This window comes from Parageobacillus thermantarcticus, assembly GCF_900111865.1.
Taxonomy (GTDB): domain Bacteria; phylum Bacillota; class Bacilli; order Bacillales; family Anoxybacillaceae; genus Parageobacillus; species Parageobacillus thermantarcticus.
Genome location: NZ_FOJS01000028.1, coordinates 1 through 19,853, shown reverse-complemented (window position 1 = coordinate 19,853; position 19,853 = coordinate 1). Strand labels below are relative to the sequence as shown.

The window sequence follows — 19,853 nt, the reverse complement described above, 5'->3', positions numbered from 1 at the left end:
AAAAAAATGTGGGAGGTATCCATATGGGGATTGAAAATTTAGATCGCAAGGCAAAGAATGAAGCAGAAATGAAGGAAAATCTTTTAAAAGCTTTAAACAGCGGAGATGAAAAAGAATTGGCAGAAGCTCTTACGAAGTTCGCTAATTCGATTCAGGAAAACATCATCGCAGAAGCGAAAAAGGCGGTAAATGAGGATTTAACCGATCAACAAGCTATGGCTGCCCGAGGGCTTAAGCCACTGACAAAAGAAGAAATGGCTTATTATAACGAAGTCATTCAAGGGCAAGGTTTTGACGGGGTGGAAAAACTTGTTCCATCAACTGTTATTGACCGTGTATTTGAAGATTTGGTCCGTGACCACGAATTATTGCAAAACATCGAATTCGTGAACACAACAGGGATCACGGAATGGATTTTGAAAAAAGGGGACATTCCGACAGCTTGGTGGGGCAAACTGACTGCGGAAATCAGAGAAATCCTCGACGAAGGGTTTGAAAAAGTTAGCACGGAACTATTCAAACTTTCCGCGTTCATTCCGGTTGCAAAAGCCATGTTGGATTTAGGGCCGGTTTGGTTAGACAAATATGTACGTACCGTTCTAGCTGAAGCCATGGCGATCGGTTTGGAAGATGCGATCATCCGAGGAACTGGCAAAGAGCAACCGATTGGGATGATGAAAGATTTAGCTGGTGCAGTGGTGGATGGTGTGTATCCGGATAAAACTGCAACAGCATTAACTGATTTATCGCCTAAATCATTAGGTCAGCAGGTAATGGCCCCACTCACGAAAAATGGTAAACGAAAAGTAAATCAAGTGTTGTTTGTGGTAAATCCACTCGATTACTGGGAAAAAATCTTCCCGGAAACAACGATTCTTACTCAAAACGGTACTTATGTTTATGGAGTGCTGCCGATTCCAGCGACAATCATTCAATCGGTATCGGTTCCGCAGGGTAGACTTATTGCGGGGTTAGGAAAAGATTACTTCTTGGGCGTGGGCTCTTCTCGAAAAATCGAATACAGTGACGAAGTGCGGTTTATTGAGGATGAGCGTGTATACGTCACCAAGCAATACGCAAATGGCCGCCCGAAAGACAATGACAGCTTCTTGGTCTTTGACATTACAAATCTTGGTGTAGAAACACCAACTCCATAATGAAAGGAGTGAAATAACATGAAATATCCTGTGTTAAATGATTTCATCGAAAAATATCACAAAAACACCTTATACAAAAAAGGGGAAGAGTATCCGAAAGAAGGATTTGAAGCGGATCCGGAAAGGGTTGCTTTTCTACAGTCCAACAAAAATAGGTATGGGGTCGCTTTTCTTGGCCCTGAAATTAAAGTAAGTGACGAAGAAGCAGAGGGTATCGAAGAAGTGGTTCAAGAAGAAGTTGCTTCCCTTGATGAACATGTTGAAGAGTCATCTGATGAAACGGAAACAGATGAAGCAGAAACAGCGAAAAAAGGCGGCAAAAATAATACGAGAAAGAAAACACCTGCTAAAAAGTAGGTGATTTTTTATGGATGAACAAACGCTTCAGAAATTACTTTCTGATTTGAAAGAGCGGCTGCGTATCACGTGGAATGAAGAGGATGAATATCTAAAAAAGTTGATCCAGCGATCAGAGACGTATTTGTCTGAATTGACAAATGCGTCTTTTGATTTTTCAAAAGAAGAATGGCCAAAAGAAATTCTCTTGGAACGCTGCCGATATGTATATAACAATGCGGGTGATGAGTTTGAAAGGAACTTCCAGCATGAATTGTCACGGTTGATTTTACATGTGGCCATAGGGAAAGTAGGTGTCATCCGTGGCGGTGAAACCGTATCGGGAGACGTTCAATGACGGTTTTCTTTCTTACGGTCACAAACAAACGCAGCGTTCAGCAACCGGCAAACGTATTGGAGAAGCGTTCACAGAAGAAGGAAAACTGGCATTCAAAGAAATGTCATGCCGCGATCAAGATTATCACATGGCCGGCATTATGGGGGCTAGTTTGGATCGGAAAGTCAAAACTTTATACCCGCCTTCTTTCCGAACCATCAACAAAAATAAATTGAAGGTTGTAATCGACAACATTGAATATGATGTCATCACCGTTGATTCAGACGGTATGTATCTCTATTTTTACTTGCAGGAAGTAGGTGCGATCAATGAATGAAAAAACAAAAAGGTTTATGCGTGAACAAATTGACGCGTTAGTCAATGGGTTGAAAGAACAATTTGGTTTGCCGGTTTTTGAAGATGAAATTGCCGAGGATGAAGAAACGACTTTAGCAACCTATAATTGTTTTGTCTTCGAAACCGGTGAATTCCGCACAACGAACAATATTAGAAACGTCACACAAGACATTTATGTCTATTACTACTCTGAAAATCGTGATGATGTCGATGAACAAACGATTGATATTATTTCCATCGTGTCATCAATAAAAGGTATGAATTTCGTCAACACCATCAAAGAGCGTCTGCAGGAGAAAGACACTGATCGATACGTTGATCGGGTAACGCTTGTTTTTAGGCGGGTGATCCCGATTGAGTGTCAAGTTTGAACTGGATTATAAGGCGATCGAACATTTAGAAATGAAAATGGCGAAGCTTCCAGACAAAATGGAAAGTGCCACAAATGATGTATTGCATACTGACGGGATCAGAATAGCTACAGAAGAAATTACGAAGCTCATCCCTGTTTCGACAAGAAAGGGAAAAATCAGAAACAAGCAACACGCGAAATACAGCAACTGGAGCAAAAGCGAAAAGATTAATCTTGGTTTTGTTATTAAGGCAAGAGGCGGAGCTGCAAATAAAAAAGGTAGTTTTGGTTATCTCGTCTTTCCGAATGAAGGGCGAGGTGCTCATAACCCGATTGAACAACGTTTCATGGAACGCGGTTTGGAGGCTGCAACTCCAAAGATATTATCCAAACTACATGAAAGAATCGATAAAGTTTTAGAGGAGGAATTGTAATGACTACTGTTATTCAGGAATTTGATGCTGTCTCGATTAAAAATGCAAGTGTTCAGTTTTTCGAAAATGGCCAGCAACAACCTGGAAAGAAATTTGGTTGTGTTGGCCAAATAGAAGGAGAAACAGAAATTATCGAGATCGTTAAAAAGTGTGAGGGGATTGAGGTAAAGAAAAAGTCAAAGCCAGTCAAAATGAATTTAACAGTGAGTGCTCATATTCCTGTTCAAGTGGCTCGTGACTTCTTTGGACTAAGAAATGAAGATTTAAAACCTGGTGTTTGGGCATATGGCACCTTATCAAAAGGAAAAAGCTTTGTCTTCACTGCCGACGTGATCGATGAATTTGAAGATATCGTTAAATTAATTGCTTTTCCAAACTGCACTAATTCATCAGGGTTTAAAATCGCGATTGAAAATGGTGCGGATGAAGTTGCGATGTTAGAACTGGAATTTACAGCACTAGCTGATTCTCTGAACAATTTCTATTACGAGGCGTTGGTTGCTGAACTAGAAGATCCAACAGTTGCCGAACAATGGCATACACAATTTACACCTGAATTAGTCAAAGCTGTGCCAACACCATAAGCCCCTGTCATTTAGGGGCTTTTTATTTTTGAAATCAAGAAAGTGAGGGGAATGAAATGAAAGTAAGAAAAGTAACACTTAAAGACGTTGAGGTAAGAGAGGTAAACGGCGAGTTTGAAAAAGTATTCGTTAACGAAAAAACTTATCCTGTCTTTTTGACAAACTATGCACTCAAAAAAGGTAAGGAAATGGGGTTAATTGAGAGTTCCTTGTTTACTAGCCTTTTAAAGATGCAGGGAGTTGAAGCATTGGTTGGAGGACAAACTAATGATTTGGATCCTTCTATTTTTGAACAACTTGACGAAACTAAAATGCAACAGGTCATCTATTTAGCGTTCATTGGCGCAAACAAGAATATCACTATGTCTTTTGATGAGTTTTTGCAAAAATATCATGATCCTATTGAAGACACATTGGAACTATACATGAATCTCATTGTCGACCTGATGTCAACGGATCCAAACCAATTTGCGAAAGCTCTTCAACAAAGCACAAATAAAAGCAATAAAAACGGAAAAAAGTTAAACCACCGACGCTAAAAATTGAGTGTGTGGAGGATTTGTACGTTTTGTATTGTCTTGGCGCAGGAATCGACCCGGAAACTTTTTGGCACGAGCCGATTGCATCAGTGGAACGGATATACCAAGGGGCGCTTGCATTTGAGGGATGGCGCAACAATCCAAAAGAAGGTTAGGGGTAGGTGAGACTGGTGGCCAAAAATTCAGAAGTGAAGGTTACGTTTAAAGTTTTTAACCAGGAATTTAACAACGCAATAAAAGAGATGAATCGCGAAGCCTACAAGCTCCGGCAGGAGATGAAACTGCAAGAGGAGCAAATGAAAAATACGGCTAGCGAAGTGCAAAAATATGAGGCAAGATTAAACAACTTACAGCAGCTTTACGACGTCGCGCAAAGAAAAACACAAGTAACTGCTGAACAGTTAGCAAAAGTTAGACAGCAATTTGGAGCAAATTCAAACGAAGCCAAACGGATGGAAATTGAGCTTTTGAAAGCTCAAGCTGCCGAACAGCAGTTGGCCAACCGCATTGATGAAACCAGTCGGAGCCTACAGCGCGCCAAAGATGCGGAACGTGCTCGGACAAGCGAAGTGGCTAAAGCTGAAAAACAGCTTCAAGTACTCCGACAAGAAGAGGATAGACTCCGAGCGACAACTGAAAAAATGAATGCGGAGCACGATCTCCAACGCGCCAAACTTGGTGCAAACGCATCTGAATCTGATAAACTACGACTGCGGATTTTACAACTAAATCAAAGCTTAGACCAAACCATCCAACAAACTCGTTTATACGAACAGCAATTAGAACAAGCCAAAAAGGCCTATGGTCAAAATTCAACTGAAGTAAAAAATTATGAAACTAAATTATTACAAGCGCGTGCTGCAGAAGAAAAACTAGCACAAGAAATTAGGCAAGCTAATCAACAGTTACGAGAGCAAGAAAGTGTTGCCCGCCGGGCTGCAGATTCATTAAACGGTATAGGCAGTAGAACACAACAAATCGGCCAATCCATGGTCAGTTCGTTTGCTCCGGCTGCGGCGGCAACCGGTTTTGCTTTTTATCGCATGATTGAGGGTGCTCGCGATTTTGAAAAGGAAGCAAGACGGGCGGCGGTGCTGACCCAAGGCTCCTATGATGATGTATCGAAAGCGATACTCGATATGGCCAAAAATTCTGTGTACACAACCGCAGAAGTTGCGGCTGCATTCGCTGAATTAGGGGCTAAAGGATTCGATGCAGCACAAGCAACAGAAGCATTACCTGGAATTTTAAGCGCAGCTGCTGCATCAGGGGAAGACTTAGGCCTTGTCGCAGATACGATTACGTCTGCATTGAACTCGTTCAGACTTGAAGCAAGTGAAAGTAGTCGTGTGGCAGACGTATTGGCACAAGCGGCGAATCAGTCGGCAGCCGGTGTGTTAGATATGCAATATGCGTTCAAGTACGCAGCTGGCCCGGCGGCTCAACTTGGATATGAAATTGAGGATTTGGCGGCGGCTGTTGGGATTATGGTGGATGCCGGCCTATCTGGGGAACAAGCAGGTACGACTTTGCGTGCAGCTTTATTGCGTTTAGTTGATCCTCCAAAAGAAGCGAAGCGGCAACTTGATCAATTGGGGGTTTCAATAAGAGATAGAAACGGAGAAATGAAGCCGCTGTCACAAATTGTAGGAGAACTAATAAAAGGTATGGATGGCATGACCAATGCCCAAAAAGCAGCAGCGCTTGCAACAATCTTCGGAACAGAAGCCGTTTCAGGAATGATGTCGCTGATATCGGCAGGGCCCGAAGAAATTGAGAAGATGACGAGAGCTCTCGAAAATAGTGCTGGCGCATCCCAAAAAGCAGCCGATGCCATGCTTGAAGGATGGGCCGGAGCGCTCACAAAAATGGAATCGTCTATTGATTCGGCATCCAAGGATTTTGTGAATTCGTTGGCTCCTACGATCGAACGAGTAGCCAATCTCATTGAGTACATGGCCAATAAATTCATGAGCCTGTCTCCGACAACGAAAAGTATGATAGCGACAATAGCGGCTGTTGTTACAGCGCTATTAGCATTAGGCACAACACTGGGGATCGTCGTTAGTTCGATTGGCGGAGCTATTTTAGTTTCGAGCAAGTTATTTAGGATGTTTAAACAAGGCAGTGATACAGTCAATAAATCGAAGTCAATTTTTAGTTCTTTCGGAAAAACGGTCGGGTCATCTACTTCGCAGCTTAATTTATTCAGCAAATCAGCAGGGCTGCTGCTTGGTCCATTCAGGTTATTAGGATCTTTATTTATGATGTTCTTGCCTCAAATTGTGAGGTTTATCGCACGAAATGAGGAAGCTAGGCAAGCTATATCGAACGCTTGGAACTCAATTGTTCAAGCTATTCAGCCTGTTTTCGTGCAAATCATGAATGCTTTTCAACAACTCCAGCCTGTTTTTCAACAAATAGGCTCCTCACTAGGGGCAGTATTTGCTTCACTAGTCAGGACTGCGACAAGTCTATTAAGCTCTATTGGTCCATCATTATCAGGTTTAGCATCTAGTTTAGGAGCCGTTTTTACATCCGTTGTTCAAGCTGGAGGAAGTTTGTTAACGGCACTGACGCCGGTTTTCCAAGGGGTTTTATCATTAATAAGCAGTGTCTTTGTAGCTTTACAACCGGTTTTTGATCAGTTTTCAATGATGTTTGCGGAATTAGCGCCGCAATTTCAGCAAACCGGGGCTGTTTTGGCACAAAGCTTTCAGCAGTTGGCGCCTGCATTTGCTCAACTTGGCCAAGCGCTAGTGGAACTTGGATTGACAATAGGTCAAGTATTGGGCCAACTTGCCCAGGGGATTATATCAATCTCTGTGCAGCTGCTTCCACAGTTGGCTAATACTTTTGCATCTATATTGCCGGTTATCTTGCAAGTTGTTATGTCCGTAATACCGGTTATTACGCAATTGATTCAAGCAATCATTCCAATCGTTCTTCAAATTGTGACTAGCGTATTGCCGGTGCTTTTACAAGTAGTTCAAGCTGTATTTCCGGTCATTTTACAAGTCATACAGCAGGTCATACCGATTGTTTTGCAAGTATTGCTGTCAATTGTTCCGGTTATTTTACAAATTGCTAAAGCGGTTATCCCGTTGATTTTACAGGCCGTTCAAATGGTCTTTCCGGTGATCTTGCAGATCATCCAGGCGGTTATCCCAATCATTATTACAGTTCTAAAGTTAGCGGCTACCTTTATAAGAACGGTCTTAGTTCCAGCTATTCAATTCATCCTAGAAATAGTTCAGATCGTCTTTCCAGCGATTCTAAAAATCATCCAAAACGCCATCCAAATCATCACGAATATCATCAAGCTGTTCACAGCTATCTTGAAAGGTGATTGGAAAGGCGCTTGGGATGCGATTAAAAACATCACGTCGTCGGTTTGGAATACAATCAAAACAATCATTTCAACAGCAATTAATGTTGTTAAAACGATCGTTCAAAACGTATGGAACACAATTAAAACCGTCACATCGACCGTCTGGAATGGTATAAAAGCAACCATTTCGAACGTTTGGGACGGCATCAAATCAACGATATCCAACGTTGTTAATGGGATTCGTTCTACGATCTCGAACGTTTTCGAAAGTATTAAATCGACAGCAACCACCGTTTGGAACGGGATTAAAAGTGCGATGATAAAACCTGTTGAAGCGGCGCGAGATGCGATTAAAACAGCGATCGATAAAATAAAAGGCTTTTTCAGTGGATTGAAGCTAAAAATACCGAAAATCCAGTTGCCGAAATTACCGAGATTCAGCATCGAAGGGAAGTTTAGCTTAACGCCACCATCTGTACCAAAAATAAAAGTGAGCTGGAACGCAAAAGGCGGTATTTTCAAGGAGCCAACGATCTTTAACACAGCAAATGCAGGACTTCAAGGGGTTGGAGAAGCTGGACCAGAAGCAATTATCCCGTTGACTGATACTGTACTTGGAAAAATTGGAGCGATGATCGCGAAAACAGCAGAGTTTCAAAATAACTTGAGCGCGGCTCTAGCCAACAGCAACCCAGCTGATCGGGCTGTTTATATTGAAATAGGAGCGTCAGATGTTTACTTAGACGGAAGAAAAGTCGGTGAAGTCATTTGGCAACCAGTGAAAGAAAATATAGATTTTTATACCGGTAGAGGAAAAAAATTTAGGGGGTAAACCGATGAAAAGCCCGTTAAATTTTGTTGTCAAAAAGGGCGGAAACATATACGATATGCACGAATTGGGGATATGGGTTTCGTCTTTTCATATATATTCGCCCAACCTAAATCGGAATAAGTTAACTGTTCCCGGCAGACGGGGCGCTTATCTGGTAAACACACAAGAAGATGAACGCCACGTTCGTATTGTTTTACAAATTGAAACTGATAGTATGCAAGAGTTTGATGCTTTAAAACATACGATCTTTGACCTGTTTTACAGCGAAGAAGCATTTTCAATCATTCGCGATATTACGCCTGACAAAGAGATTTTCGTCATGCAAGAAGGAGAGTTCGACATCGAGAACATCAGCGATTCGGACGGGGAATTTGAAATAACTCTAACTATGTTGGATCCATATATCTACGGACCAGAGAAAGAAGCCGTTTTCCCGTCCGACGTCGTCTCTCTGAATTACAAGGGTACAGCCCCGGGTGACCCGATCTTTGATCTCGAAGTCTTAAAGCCGGTCACATTCGCATTGATTCAAAATCAAAACGACGAATATATGATGATAGGCAAACCAGTAAATGTAGATGATCAAGTTCCTGTTGAGCGAGAACAACGGATTTTTTGGTCACACGGTGACACACTTGTAGGATGGACAACAGGAAGCAACATTGATGGAACCGTAGCTGGTACGATGGCGTCAAATGGATATAAGTTTTATCCTATAAATTTTGGCACAGGTAGTGGCAGTTGGCACGGTCCAGCAATGAAAACGAGTTTACCTCAGGTGTTAGAACATTTCCGTGTTGATGCAATTGTAGAATTTTTCAATAGTGCACCATCTGTTGGGCGGTTAGAAATTTATTTATTAGCTGAAGACGGAGATGTTATTTCTAAAATCGCTTTAAGAGATACCACCCCTAGTCGAGCAGCAACTTATGGTGAAGCACGAGTAGGTAATGCTGCTGTTAATTACTACATGTTTAATGATACTGGAGCTACCCCGAGCACATGGACTAACTTTTTCGGCATGTTGCGTATTGGGCGGTACAATGACGAATGGTTCGCCTATATCGCAAAAATTGACCAAACAACCGGAGAACACACCGCAAGAATGTATCGTTCTTGGCGCGATACAGAAGGACAATTTAGAAAAAACCTTGCACAAATACAAGTTCATTTTGGTCAACTAAGTTCATATACACCAATTACAGCAATGGGTATTCATGATATTAAAGTATTTAAGTGGAATCCAATAACACAATCGGAAATTCCGTATATTGCACGAGAAGGTGACGTCATCACATTCGATCATAAAGAAAAAAATATTTTGATTAACGGCGAATCCCATCTGGATTTAAAAGATTTTGGGGCTCGCTTTTTTAAATTAAAGCCTGGCGAAAATATATTGACTGTTTATCCCGAGCAGTCGTTTAACGTAACTTGTCGATACCGTGAACGATTCAAATAGAGAAAGGGGTGGCTTATTTGATTCATATTATAGACGGAAAAACGGACCGTATTTTAAGTGTAATCGACGAATCAGAATTTTGGGAAGACAAACATACAAAGTCGTTAAAAGATACACTAGAAACATTTGACTTTACGACGTTTGCAAACAAAAGCTTTTCTGAATACTTGGCTGAGAGAAACCGTGTTATCATACCTGGCGAAGACGGAGAATATATCGAATTCATTATTGAGAATACACGAAAATTTCATGGCACTAATGGTTTATTTATTGAAGTCTATACAAGCGCTTCATATATTGAACTATCAAAAGCCAAAGTAATCGAGCCACAAACAACGCCGTCGTGGACAGCGAAACAACATGCCGAGATGGCATTATCAGGTACAGAATGGGCTGTTGGGACGGTGGATTTTGCCGGCTCCCGCACAATCACTATCGAATCATACACAAATCCATATTCGTATTTGAAGCAAATTGCTAGTGAGTTTAATTTAGAACTTCATTTTCGCGTCGAAACGGACGGCAACAAAGTCACGCGGCGTTATGTTGATTTAATCGAACACGTAGGCGGTTGGAATGGACGCGAAGTCGAATTCGGCAAAGATTTGATCGGTATTGAACGGAAAGAGGATTTTTCAAACATCGTCACGGCGCTTGTTGGGATTGGACCAGAACGCGACGATGGAACACGTTTGCAGGTGTTCGTCGAGGACAAAGACGCATTGGCGCGATGGGGACGTAATGGAAAACACCTTGTTGATGTATACGAACCAGATTCGAGCGACAGTAATATGACGCTCGAACAATTGCGTTCACTAACAGAAGCAGAGCTTGCAAAACGTATCAATTCGTTCGTCGAGTATACAGGTGACGTCGTTGACCTCGAAAAAGTGCCGGGTTTGGAACATGAAAAATTCCGTCTCGGTGACACGATCCGAATTAAAGACACAGCTTTCACACCGCCGTTATATCTTGAAGCGCGTATCCATACGGTCGAACGGTCTATCAAGCAGAATGGACAAAAAACCGTAACGCTTGGTGACTATATCGAGTATACGGAAGAAGATGTTTTTGCTATTTACAAACGTCTACAGGCAGAGATTGCAAAGAAAGTCTCTTTATCGAAAGTGATGGAAGTCACGTACACCAAGGAAGAAATCGACACGAAAGACTCGACGGTGTACCAAGACAGCACGTATTACGCTGACGCTGTGTCGGAGACGAAAAAGCAAGAAGCAATTCAAGTCGCGGCCGATGACGCCACGCAGAAGGCGAACCAAGCAGAACAAAACGCGAAACAATACGCAGAACAATATACACAACAATATGCGGAACAAAAAGCGCCAAGCGAAACTCCAGCTGTGCCGGCGAACTTTTCGGCAACCGGCTCGTTTAAAAAAGTCGTCTTGACGTGGGATGTTGATACGTCGAAAGTCGTGGCATATTACGAGTTGTATGCCTCGCAAACAGCCGGGTTCACGCCGAGTTCGACGAACCTAATTTATAAAGGCAAAACGAGCGGTTTTACGCATGACGTCGATGTGAACCAAACGTGGTACTACCGCCTACGTGCAGTGAACGCGTACGGTCAAGCCGGAGCGTTTACGAACGAGGTATCTGCATCGACAGTCAAAATCATCAGCGATGACATCTTGTTCGGTGCAGTGAATGCACAGCACATTGCCGACCTTGCGGTGACGGCACAAAAGTTAGCGGACGGAGCGGTAACGGACACAAAAATCGCCAATGGGGCGGTCAACAACGCAAAACTTGCCGACCTTTCCATTAGTGCGGAAAAGTTGCAAAACGGCGTCATTGATAATACCAAGCTTGCCGATTTGGCAGTTACAGCACAGAAGCTTGCAGACGGAGCGATCACAAGTGCGAAAATTGCTAATGCTGCTATCGGTACTGCTGCAATTCAAGATGGTGCAATTACTAACGCTAAAATTGCTAATTTAGCGGTTGGAACAGGTGCTATCCAAGACGCTGCAATTACGAGTGCTAAAATCGCAAGTGCAGCAGTAGGAAACGCCGCAATTCAAAACGGTGCAATTACGAACGCAAAGATAGCAACAGCGGCAGTTGGAACGGCGCAAATTCAGGACGCCGCCATCACGAATGCCAAAATTGCTAACCTCGCGGTGGATAACGCGAAGATCGCTAATCTTCACGGGTCAAAGATTACGGCAGGTACAGTCACAGCCGATAAACTGAACGTTAATAGTTTATCGGCGATTAGCGCAAACCTGGGTACGGTGACGGCTGGCGAAATGACAGGTGTTGTCATTAAAACTTCTCCAACAGCCGACACTGAAGGAATAGTATTAAGTGGAACACAATTCAAGTCGAATTCGTCGACGTATGGTAGCAATTTAACGATTGATAACGGCTCTGTAAAGGTGGATAACATTAACAATTATCATTCAGAGGTTAAAGCGGACGCTATAAATTTTAGAAGATCGACAACATCCGATGCATCCATTTCTTATTATGAACCGCCAACCGGATCATTCGGAGAATTAACAATTCGTTCGCGCGATTATATCACGATGGATGCTAAGGAGATCAGAACGCCTAACACCGAGAGAGGTTTTTGCGGCGTCGGCGGTGTAACAACCGGGATAACCGGCCCTGTCGCTGGCGTAGGTGTTAATTTTCGCACAAAAAAAACGTACACGCCGTCATCTATCAGTCTATCGGGAACATCGCATAATCTGATTTACTCAACGCATCTACACGCCATAGATATTTCGCCTGATGGCTTTTGGCTTTATATCGACGGTGGAGACAAAAATAATGCATATCGCTATTGGCGCGGATACTATACGGCATAAGGGGATGAATACCGTGCTAAAATCACTTATTGGTCAAACGATGACGATACAATGCGCTTTTTGTCAAATGGAATATAAAACGAAAGTGCCGCAAAAAAATGCTCGTTTTCTACCGGAATTTAACCAATTTGAAAATGTTTCGGTTCAGTGTCCGGAATGCGGCGCCATTGAGATATTAAACATGAACATCCCACCAGATGACACAGATGAACCTTTTCAAACAGGCGATCTGCCAGTCGAGGAAGAAATTCAGCGATATTATGTAAGGTTATTAATGCGCTATGTACGGGAAGATTTGAAGCCCTAAATAGGGCTTTTTATATTTTGTATGAAAGGAGAAATAGGAAATGACAAAAGTGAAAATCGTTGAACACGGTGGAGAAGAACATATTACAGAAGTGGAAAAGTTTGATGCTAAAGCTTTATATGAGCAAATCAAAGCTGCGCAAAATCATGACACTCCGGATTATGTCGTTGTCATTGGCAACGTGATTATTGATGCGCGGTCGATCAAGGCAGTCGTTCCTGTTCGAGAATAGACAGAAAGGATGACGCAGATGGAACAACGTGTCGCAAAATTGGAAGCAGATGTGACAATGCTCCGTGATGACATGGTCGATGTCAAAACTCGTCTCGCGGTCGCGGAGGCAAACATCAAAGATATGCGCGATGACATTCGAGCAATCAAGGACGATACAAAATGGCTACGACGAACGATCACGAACGCAATAATTGTTTCGGTAGTCGGCGGCATCGTAGCCATTGTTTTTGCTGCGTTGAAAGGGGGTGGTGTGTAAGATGGAGCGTTTTAAAAATTATGGTTTATGGGTATCGGTGGCTTCACTTCTTTTTATGCTCCTTCAAGATGCAGGGGTTCATATCACACCAGAGAGATATGACGCTTATGTCAACAGCATTTTAACCATTTTGATTATGTTAGGAATCATTTCTAATCCGAAAGAAGGAAAATGGTATCAAGATAAAGGAGAGGATACAAAATGAAAAAAATCTTCTTGGACAAAGGACACGGCGGCAGCGATCCAGGAGCGGTTGCGAATGGGCTGAAAGAGAAAGATTTGACACATCGAATCGTCGAATACGCGATGGACTACTTGCAAGCGAATTATACCGAATTCGCGATGCGTACTAGCCGAAAAGGAGACGAGACGCTAACATTGAGCCAACGAGCAAAAATGGCCAACGATTGGGGAGCGGACGTATTTGTCAGCGTGCATATCAACGCCGGGAAAGGAACCGGCTTTGAGACGTATGTCTACAACGGCGGCGTTTCTTCTCGAACAATCGCTTTGCAAAACGTGTTGCATAGCGAAATTCTAGCAGCAATGCGCCAGTTCGGAAATATTACCGATCGCGGCAAAAAACGGGCTAACTATGCTGTTCTGCGCGAAACGGCAATGCCGGCTGTTTTGACCGAGAATTTATTTATCGATTCTAATGACGCAAAACTATTGAAAAACGAAGCGTTTCTCAAAGCAGTCGGCGAAGCACATGCACGCGGCATTGCAAAATTTTTGGGATTGCCGCAAAAAGCAAAACCACAACCGCAGCCGAAACCACAACAAAAAGTGTCTGACAAAAAATTATACCGCGTACAAGTCGGAGCGTTTGCGGAAAAAGAAAATGCAGAACGTCTTGCCGCAGAGTTGAAAAAGAAAGGATACCCTGCGATTATTGTGTAGTGACCCTGCCTTCTGGCAGGGCTTTTTTTTGTTTTTGTTGAAATATTCATCATGGAGGTGATCCCGTGTTCAAAATCGTCGGCCGACTGCGCTGTCCCATTTGTTCTGAACCGGTCCAGATCGACGACAAAGTTTTCCTCGACATCATCAACACTGTCATTCATCAGAAGTGCTACTACAAATCTCCACAGCGTCGACTTCCAATCAAGGATGAAGGTCTATTCCAGAAAATGCTCCTGAAATATCCGTTTTTCCACGAGGACGCTGAAGATGATTCCAAGTAAAAAGCCCTTCTCATCGGAGAAGGGCTGAGCTTTTAGCTTTGTCGACAAGCTGAAAGAAAAAGCTCCCCAACTTTCTCTTTCCTATTTTTAGAAAGTTTTTATCCGTTATCGTCTTGATGATTGTTTTGAACAATCTGTATCAGTTTTTCGATAGAAACATTGGCTTAGGTAAGAAAAATGTAAAAAATTTAAAAAAGACTTTCAATCAAAATGCTTTTCAATGACCTTCTCGAAGCTCCGGTAAGAATACATGAGAAAACATAATCACTCATAACCCTTTGTGTATCAAAGAGTTATGAGCGATTTACTCACTTAGTGAACGACGGATACCGACTCTATCATGATCACGAATATGGGTATTTTCTCGGTGTATGTTGAATGGAAATCCATTTAAGAGTTGTAAATGCATCCAAGCTCCACGAGCCGTTGAGTCGTCCTAAACCTGAATTTTTCTCTCCACCAAATGCAACTACTGGTTCATCATTAATGGTTCCGTCATTAATATGGATCATGCCAGTTTCAATCTGTTTCGCCATCTCCGCTCCGCGTTCAATATTTGATGTATGGATAGCACCGCTTAAACCAAAATCACTGCTGTTAGCATACTCAATCGCCTGCTGGTCATTTTCGACTTTCATAATACATACAACCGGGCCAAAAAGCTCCTCCTTGGCAATCGTCATATCAGGCGTAACATCAGTAAATATGACTGGTTCTACAACGTTTCCTTTCACTTCTCCTTTTAAAATAGGTGTTGCGCCTTCTTTTATACCTGTTTCAATAAGGTTAACAATCGTTTGAACTTGCCGTTCATTCATTAATGGTCCAATAATTGTTTCAGGGTCTCTTGGATCACCGCATTTCAAACTGGCCACTTTACGTACATATTTTGTTAAAAATTCATCATATACTTTTTCATGAACGATAATGCGATTCGCTGACATACAAATTTGGCCTTGATGTGTAAAGCGGCTGAAAACCGCGGCACTGACAGCAAGATCAATATCAGCATCATCCAAGACAATCAGAGCACTATTTCCTCCCAGCTCCAATGAAACTTTTTTCAAATGACGCCCAGCAACTTCCCCGATATGTTTTCCAATTTTACTCGAGCCTGTAAATGAAATAACCCTTGGAATTGGATGTTCAATAAATCCGTCGCCAATTTCTTCAATTTCAGTTACAACAACATTTAGTAGGCCTTTTGGAAGACCGGCTTCTTCAAAAATTTTGGCAATGAGCGTTCCACCGGTGATAGGTGTATGTTCATGCGGCTTGAGGACAACACCGTTCCCTGCTCCTAATGCAGGAGCGACCGATTTCATAGAAAGGAAAAACGGAAAGTTAAAAGGACTAATCACACCGACAACTCCAACCGGAATACGATATAGGCGATTTTCTTTCCCATCAACTGGTGATGGTAAAATTTTTCCTTCCATTCGAAAAGGATATGTAGATGCTTCTTTGATAATATTGATAACAAGATCAATTTCAAAAGCTGCTTTCAGTTTTGTTCCGCCAAGTTCTTCGATAATGATGTTTTCGATAGATTCCTTATTTTCTTCAATATATTTTACCGCATTTTCAAAAACGGCTCTTTTTTCAATAGGATTCGTATGTTGCCACTTTTTTTGGGCTTTTTTTGCGGATTGATAAGCTTCATCAACGTCTTTTAAGCTAGCACATGTAAATGTTGTAATGATTTCATTGTTGTATGGATTAAAATCTACCAGTTGTCTGTTGCTAGTACCATCTTTCCATTCTCCACTGATATATTGCTTATTTAATAACTTGAAATTTACCATGAATTTAGCCCCCCCAATTTTATTTCTCTATTTCAATATTTTGTCTCGCTATTTCTGCAAGCATCTGGATATTTGTATTGATTTCTTGCATTGTAGCAGACAGTTCTTCAATAGCTGCTGATTGGGCACTCGATTCTTCATTTACTGATTGAATAAAATCATTTAGCTGCTTAATAAGATTCTTCATTTGGTTTGTTTTTTCATTGATTTCTGCGACATGTTGTTTCGAGGTGTTGGCCATTTTCCGTACCTCATCCGCTACAATGGAAAAACCTCTACCATGTTCTCCTGCTCTTGCAGCTTCAATAGCAGCATTTAGTCCTAACAAATTACTTCGATCCGCAATTTCTTTTACCAAATTCGAAATCCCTTCAATTTTACTAACATTTTCGGCTACTTCTTTAGCCTTTTCTGAAACTGTTGTTATTTCATTAGAAAGTTCGGTGATGGAATCGGCCATTGATTGAATCGTTGCAGTTACTTCCTCCACGACTGCTGAAAGATTAGAAGAGATTTCCGATAATTGCATAGCCTTCTCCATATTAACTCCGATTCCAATACCGCCTACAATACGACCGTTATGGTCATGAATAGGCATTGCCTTTGCAATTAAGTCAACACCAAAAAGTTCCTTTGGAACAATAGCAGAGAGAAGCTTGTTTTGTCTGATCGCATTTGTGATGATGTCGCCTTCTTGTAAAGGATCACCAGGTTGTACATTTAAAGAGAATGTTTTAGCCGGATAATTAACAATTAACTTTTCTGTGTCATAAATTCCGACCGTAATGTCTTCATGTACAAGTTGGTTCAGGTATGGGGCCACTTTTAGAAACGCATCGAGTAACTCTACATCCTCAACATTTGTTTTTCCCTTTTCTGCCACATTTTTCACTTCACGCCACCTCCTTAAGAAATTTTTTTCTACTAATCTTATTATCGGAACTAATGTGAAAAATTTTAGCAATAATATGACATATGATCGTGATCAGCAGGAGTTTTGTAAATTTTATCTTAAATAGGCGAGAAGATACCACTTTTAAATGGACACGGTGCAACCCAATAAATTTGTCGTTTCCTTATGAGGCCTTTAAGGAGAGAAATGAAAAGTTATCTGGAATCAAGAAAATGGATTGTTTGCTCCCAACAAATGTAAAACCTGTTCTCTTGATGACGAAACCGTATCGCGTCTATACTCTTATCGATACGTGATATCTGTCCAGAACGATGATCGAGGCGTGCATTCAAGAAGGATATTATACCGCTTTGAGTAGGTCTCTTTAACAGAGAAAAAGAAGGCGGAGTAAGACTCCGTCTTTTTTGCATGGATTTGCGAATCAAAAATAATTTTGCACAAATTTTGCACAGAAATAAATTGAACATCTGAAAAACGTTGAAATATCAACCTTTATAGTATATAGTTATACTCCCACCATCGGCACTGAAAATAAGGGAAAAGCCTCTAGGATCAAGGGTTCTCACAAATGTGAGAACCCTTGATTTATTTTTATCGAATACGATTCAAGCAAGAAAAATCGTGTGCGACTAATCGTTATTCGGTGAGGTGGAAGTGAGAAAAATGAGAAATTTTGTTTGCTTCGCTAACGTGACAAGATAGTTAAGACTAATGTTAAGAAAAAGGAAGGTAACGATGAATACTTTCGGAATTGGTGTGATTATGTTAGTAGTAGGTATAGGACTTTTCCCCTTTGGAGTAATATATTTCAAGCAAAGTTGGAATGAATATAAAAAATTACCATCAAACAAAAAGAAAGTAGCTATTTTTCTTGAAATATTAGACGTATTCTCATTATCATCTTCTCTATCAACGTGGTTAATTTTTATCTCACTCCTACTTATTATTGGAGGTTCTGGATTAATTTTTTTATACCTAACAAGGGCAATGTTTAAATAAGCCATTGCTTCTTTTATTCAAATATCTTAAAAATTTATGAACCCAAAAAGGCAGCACTCCCATACGAACTCGAAGTATCAGTTTGTAATCGACCTCTGACTTCAGCTGACATATATTTATTCTTCTGATGGTGAAGCATAGATGCGGCATGGTTGTTTCCTGTGGAAGAACGAATGTCCTTCCATCATATGTATTAAAGTTCACTTCATGGTTGGCTAAGGGGCAGGTTAGTTAAAGAAGGAATAACATTAAATTTGCCCTTATGATAGTATTAGTTTAAATAGACTTTTACATAATGAGGGGGGATTAAGATGGAAATCCGTTCAGTGAAAGGGTCAGACTACTATGTCATCTCTCCACTAATCAATGAGTGGTGGGGCGGGAGGCAAATGTCTGATAAGTTGCCAAAATTATTCTTCGACCATTTTCAAAATACAAGTTTCATTGCCGAAAAGGATGGAAAAATCGTTGGATTTTTGATCGGTTTTCTATCGCAAACATATCCAGAAGAAGCATATATACACTTTGTTGGGGTGCATCCGGATTATAGGAAACACGGTATTGGAAAACGACTTTATAATGAATTTTTTAATATTGTTAAAAAGAATGGTCGGAATATCGTCCGTTGTATAACTTCACCAGTAAACAAAGTTTCCATTGCATTTCATACGAAAATGGGATTTGAAATCGAAAAAAACGGAGATAAAGAAGTGGACGGAGTCTCTGTATATGCAGATTATGATGGACCAAATCAAGATAGAGTTTTATTTGTGAAGAAGTTAGTTTATTGAGTCATCCTCTTTTTTATTGAAGTAAAAGGCAGGAGAGTGAAATAGATGATAGATAAATTAACTGTTTTACGTCTTTAATTGGAGGAGAAACCGTATGAAGATTAGGAAAGCTGTTATAAAAGATGTACCTGAATTAGCCTCATTAATGGAGCAGTTGGGATACCCAACGACAGTGGAAAGTATGACTATAAGATTTAATAATATTGAGTCTAATCCAAGTTATCATACTCTGGTTGCCGAGATGAATGGGAAAGTCGTTGGGATGATTGGATTATGTACCGGGGTGCTTTATGAAAAAGATGGACTTTATGCTCGTGTTATTGCCTTTGTAGTGGATTCCAACTATCGCAATAAAGGTATTGGGAAGCTATTAATAAAAGAAGCAGAAAGATGGGCAAGGAATCAGGGGGCTCATTCAATTGTCTTAAACAGTGGAAATCGCCCTGAACGAAAAAATGCACACGAATTTTATAAACATATGGGATATATAGAAAAAAGTACTGGGTTTGCTAAAAGTCTCTCTTGAACTACCGGTTGGCGATGCTTTAAATAGGATAATGTCTTTTTATTCAACTAAGGGCGGGATAGTTTGATTAGCAAATAAAGAGTATCCCCTTTCTTGTGCATTTGTATCCGTCAAAAATAAACGGAAAATAGGTAGATAACTTGTTCCGATGATGTATAAAATTTTGTGTAACACATTTTGCTAGACCAAAAGAAAAAAGGTAGGGTATTCTCTGATTGGACGAAAAACATTCCAGAGAAAGGAGAACCCTACCTATGTCTAAAAGTATATCGAATAT

At 41.1% G+C, this 19,853-nt stretch carries 23 protein-coding genes; 21 read left to right on the top strand and 2 right to left on the bottom strand.

The annotated features are described in order from the left end of the window. The first annotated feature begins 23 nt into the window (after nucleotides 1-23). From BM278_RS12560 to BM278_RS12480, 18 genes are all read left to right on the top strand, one after another. Nucleotides 24-1,157 carry a phage major capsid protein gene (locus tag BM278_RS12560; protein WP_090950188.1) on the top strand — a complete coding sequence of 378 codons (1,134 nt, stop codon included), beginning with the start codon at nucleotides 24-26 and terminating at the stop codon, nucleotides 1,155-1,157. 18 nt (nucleotides 1,158-1,175) lie between these two features. Continuing rightward, on the top strand, nucleotides 1,176-1,514 hold the full coding sequence (locus BM278_RS12555) for a hypothetical protein (RefSeq protein WP_090950187.1): 339 nt from the start codon (nucleotides 1,176-1,178) through the stop codon (nucleotides 1,512-1,514). Between the two features lie 10 nt (nucleotides 1,515-1,524). Continuing rightward, the gene (locus BM278_RS12550; protein ID WP_090950185.1) at nucleotides 1,525-1,851 is read left to right on the top strand and encodes a phage head-tail connector protein; all 327 of its coding nucleotides are present in this window, start codon (nucleotides 1,525-1,527) and stop codon (nucleotides 1,849-1,851) included. Next, nucleotides 1,823-2,167 (top strand): phage head closure protein, encoded by a 345-nt coding sequence (locus BM278_RS12545; RefSeq protein WP_090950183.1) that lies wholly within the window; start codon nucleotides 1,823-1,825, stop codon nucleotides 2,165-2,167. The genes BM278_RS12550 and BM278_RS12545 overlap by 29 nt, the downstream gene beginning before the upstream one ends. Next, complete coding sequence (locus BM278_RS12540; RefSeq protein ID WP_143093447.1) at nucleotides 2,160-2,558, top strand: hypothetical protein; 399 nt, start codon at nucleotides 2,160-2,162, stop codon at nucleotides 2,556-2,558. Before BM278_RS12545 ends, BM278_RS12540 begins: the two co-directional genes overlap by 8 nt. Before the next feature lie 37 nt (nucleotides 2,559-2,595). After that, nucleotides 2,596-2,973, top strand: coding sequence for a hypothetical protein (locus BM278_RS12535; protein WP_090950249.1), 378 nt, complete (start codon nucleotides 2,596-2,598; stop codon nucleotides 2,971-2,973). Beyond that, nucleotides 2,973-3,557, top strand: a complete 585-nt coding sequence (locus BM278_RS12530) for a phage tail protein (RefSeq protein ID WP_090950182.1) — start codon at nucleotides 2,973-2,975, stop codon at nucleotides 3,555-3,557. The genes BM278_RS12535 and BM278_RS12530 overlap by 1 nt, the downstream gene beginning before the upstream one ends. Before the next feature lie 56 nt (nucleotides 3,558-3,613). Beyond that, a complete protein-coding gene (locus tag BM278_RS12525; RefSeq protein WP_090950180.1) occupies nucleotides 3,614-4,096 on the top strand; it encodes a hypothetical protein in 483 nt (160 codons plus the stop codon). A gap of 20 nt (nucleotides 4,097-4,116) precedes the next feature. Beyond that, complete coding sequence (locus BM278_RS19505; protein WP_279625767.1) at nucleotides 4,117-4,251, top strand: hypothetical protein; 135 nt, start codon at nucleotides 4,117-4,119, stop codon at nucleotides 4,249-4,251. Nucleotides 4,252-5,085: 834 nt separating this feature from the next. After that, nucleotides 5,086-8,259, top strand: a complete 3,174-nt coding sequence (locus BM278_RS12520) for a phage tail tape measure protein (RefSeq protein WP_425272983.1) — start codon at nucleotides 5,086-5,088, stop codon at nucleotides 8,257-8,259. A gap of 4 nt (nucleotides 8,260-8,263) precedes the next feature. Next, entirely contained in the window at nucleotides 8,264-9,721 is a 1,458-nt protein-coding gene (locus BM278_RS12515; protein ID WP_090950177.1) for a phage distal tail protein, read from the top strand. 17 nt (nucleotides 9,722-9,738) lie between these two features. Then, nucleotides 9,739-12,558, top strand: a complete 2,820-nt coding sequence (locus tag BM278_RS12510) for a phage tail spike protein (protein WP_167359635.1) — start codon at nucleotides 9,739-9,741, stop codon at nucleotides 12,556-12,558. 13 nt (nucleotides 12,559-12,571) lie between these two features. After that, nucleotides 12,572-12,865: a hypothetical protein gene (locus tag BM278_RS12505; RefSeq protein WP_090950173.1), complete on the top strand. Its 294-nt coding sequence runs from the start codon at nucleotides 12,572-12,574 to the stop codon at nucleotides 12,863-12,865. A gap of 40 nt (nucleotides 12,866-12,905) precedes the next feature. Next, the gene (locus BM278_RS12500; RefSeq protein WP_090950171.1) at nucleotides 12,906-13,097 is read left to right on the top strand and encodes a hypothetical protein; all 192 of its coding nucleotides are present in this window, start codon (nucleotides 12,906-12,908) and stop codon (nucleotides 13,095-13,097) included. A gap of 18 nt (nucleotides 13,098-13,115) precedes the next feature. Beyond that, nucleotides 13,116-13,355, top strand: a complete 240-nt coding sequence (locus tag BM278_RS12495) for a hemolysin XhlA family protein (protein ID WP_090950169.1) — start codon at nucleotides 13,116-13,118, stop codon at nucleotides 13,353-13,355. A gap of 1 nt (nucleotide 13,356) precedes the next feature. Beyond that, entirely contained in the window at nucleotides 13,357-13,560 is a 204-nt protein-coding gene (locus tag BM278_RS12490; protein WP_090950167.1) for a phage holin family protein, read from the top strand. Next, nucleotides 13,557-14,258, top strand: coding sequence for an N-acetylmuramoyl-L-alanine amidase (locus BM278_RS12485; RefSeq protein ID WP_090950165.1), 702 nt, complete (start codon nucleotides 13,557-13,559; stop codon nucleotides 14,256-14,258). The genes BM278_RS12490 and BM278_RS12485 overlap by 4 nt, the downstream gene beginning before the upstream one ends. A 65-nt stretch (nucleotides 14,259-14,323) precedes the next feature. After that, the gene (locus BM278_RS12480) at nucleotides 14,324-14,542 is read left to right on the top strand and encodes a hypothetical protein (protein ID WP_090950163.1); all 219 of its coding nucleotides are present in this window, start codon (nucleotides 14,324-14,326) and stop codon (nucleotides 14,540-14,542) included. Nucleotides 14,543-14,886: 344 nt separating this feature from the next. Here the strand turns inward: BM278_RS12480 and BM278_RS12475 are convergent, their stop codons facing one another. Both BM278_RS12475 and BM278_RS12470 read right to left on the bottom strand, forming a co-directional pair. Next, nucleotides 14,887-16,347: an aldehyde dehydrogenase family protein gene (locus tag BM278_RS12475; RefSeq protein ID WP_060476189.1), complete on the bottom strand. Its 1,461-nt coding sequence runs from the start codon at nucleotides 16,345-16,347 to the stop codon at nucleotides 14,887-14,889. A gap of 19 nt (nucleotides 16,348-16,366) precedes the next feature. Next, nucleotides 16,367-17,239, bottom strand: a complete 873-nt coding sequence (locus tag BM278_RS12470; RefSeq protein WP_035498686.1) for a methyl-accepting chemotaxis protein — start codon at nucleotides 17,237-17,239, stop codon at nucleotides 16,367-16,369. 756 nt (nucleotides 17,240-17,995) lie between these two features. Between BM278_RS12470 and BM278_RS12465 the strand changes: the two genes are divergently transcribed. The 3 genes from BM278_RS12465 (at nucleotide 17,996) to BM278_RS12455 (ending at nucleotide 19,576) form a co-directional block, all read left to right on the top strand. Then, nucleotides 17,996-18,259: a hypothetical protein gene (locus BM278_RS12465; protein WP_090950162.1), complete on the top strand. Its 264-nt coding sequence runs from the start codon at nucleotides 17,996-17,998 to the stop codon at nucleotides 18,257-18,259. A 311-nt stretch (nucleotides 18,260-18,570) separates the two neighbouring features. After that, nucleotides 18,571-19,050, top strand: a complete 480-nt coding sequence (locus BM278_RS12460; protein ID WP_090950160.1) for a GNAT family N-acetyltransferase — start codon at nucleotides 18,571-18,573, stop codon at nucleotides 19,048-19,050. Nucleotides 19,051-19,144: 94 nt separating this feature from the next. Beyond that, on the top strand, nucleotides 19,145-19,576 hold the full coding sequence (locus BM278_RS12455) for a GNAT family N-acetyltransferase (RefSeq protein WP_090950159.1): 432 nt from the start codon (nucleotides 19,145-19,147) through the stop codon (nucleotides 19,574-19,576). The last annotated feature ends 277 nt before the right edge of the window (nucleotides 19,577-19,853 follow it).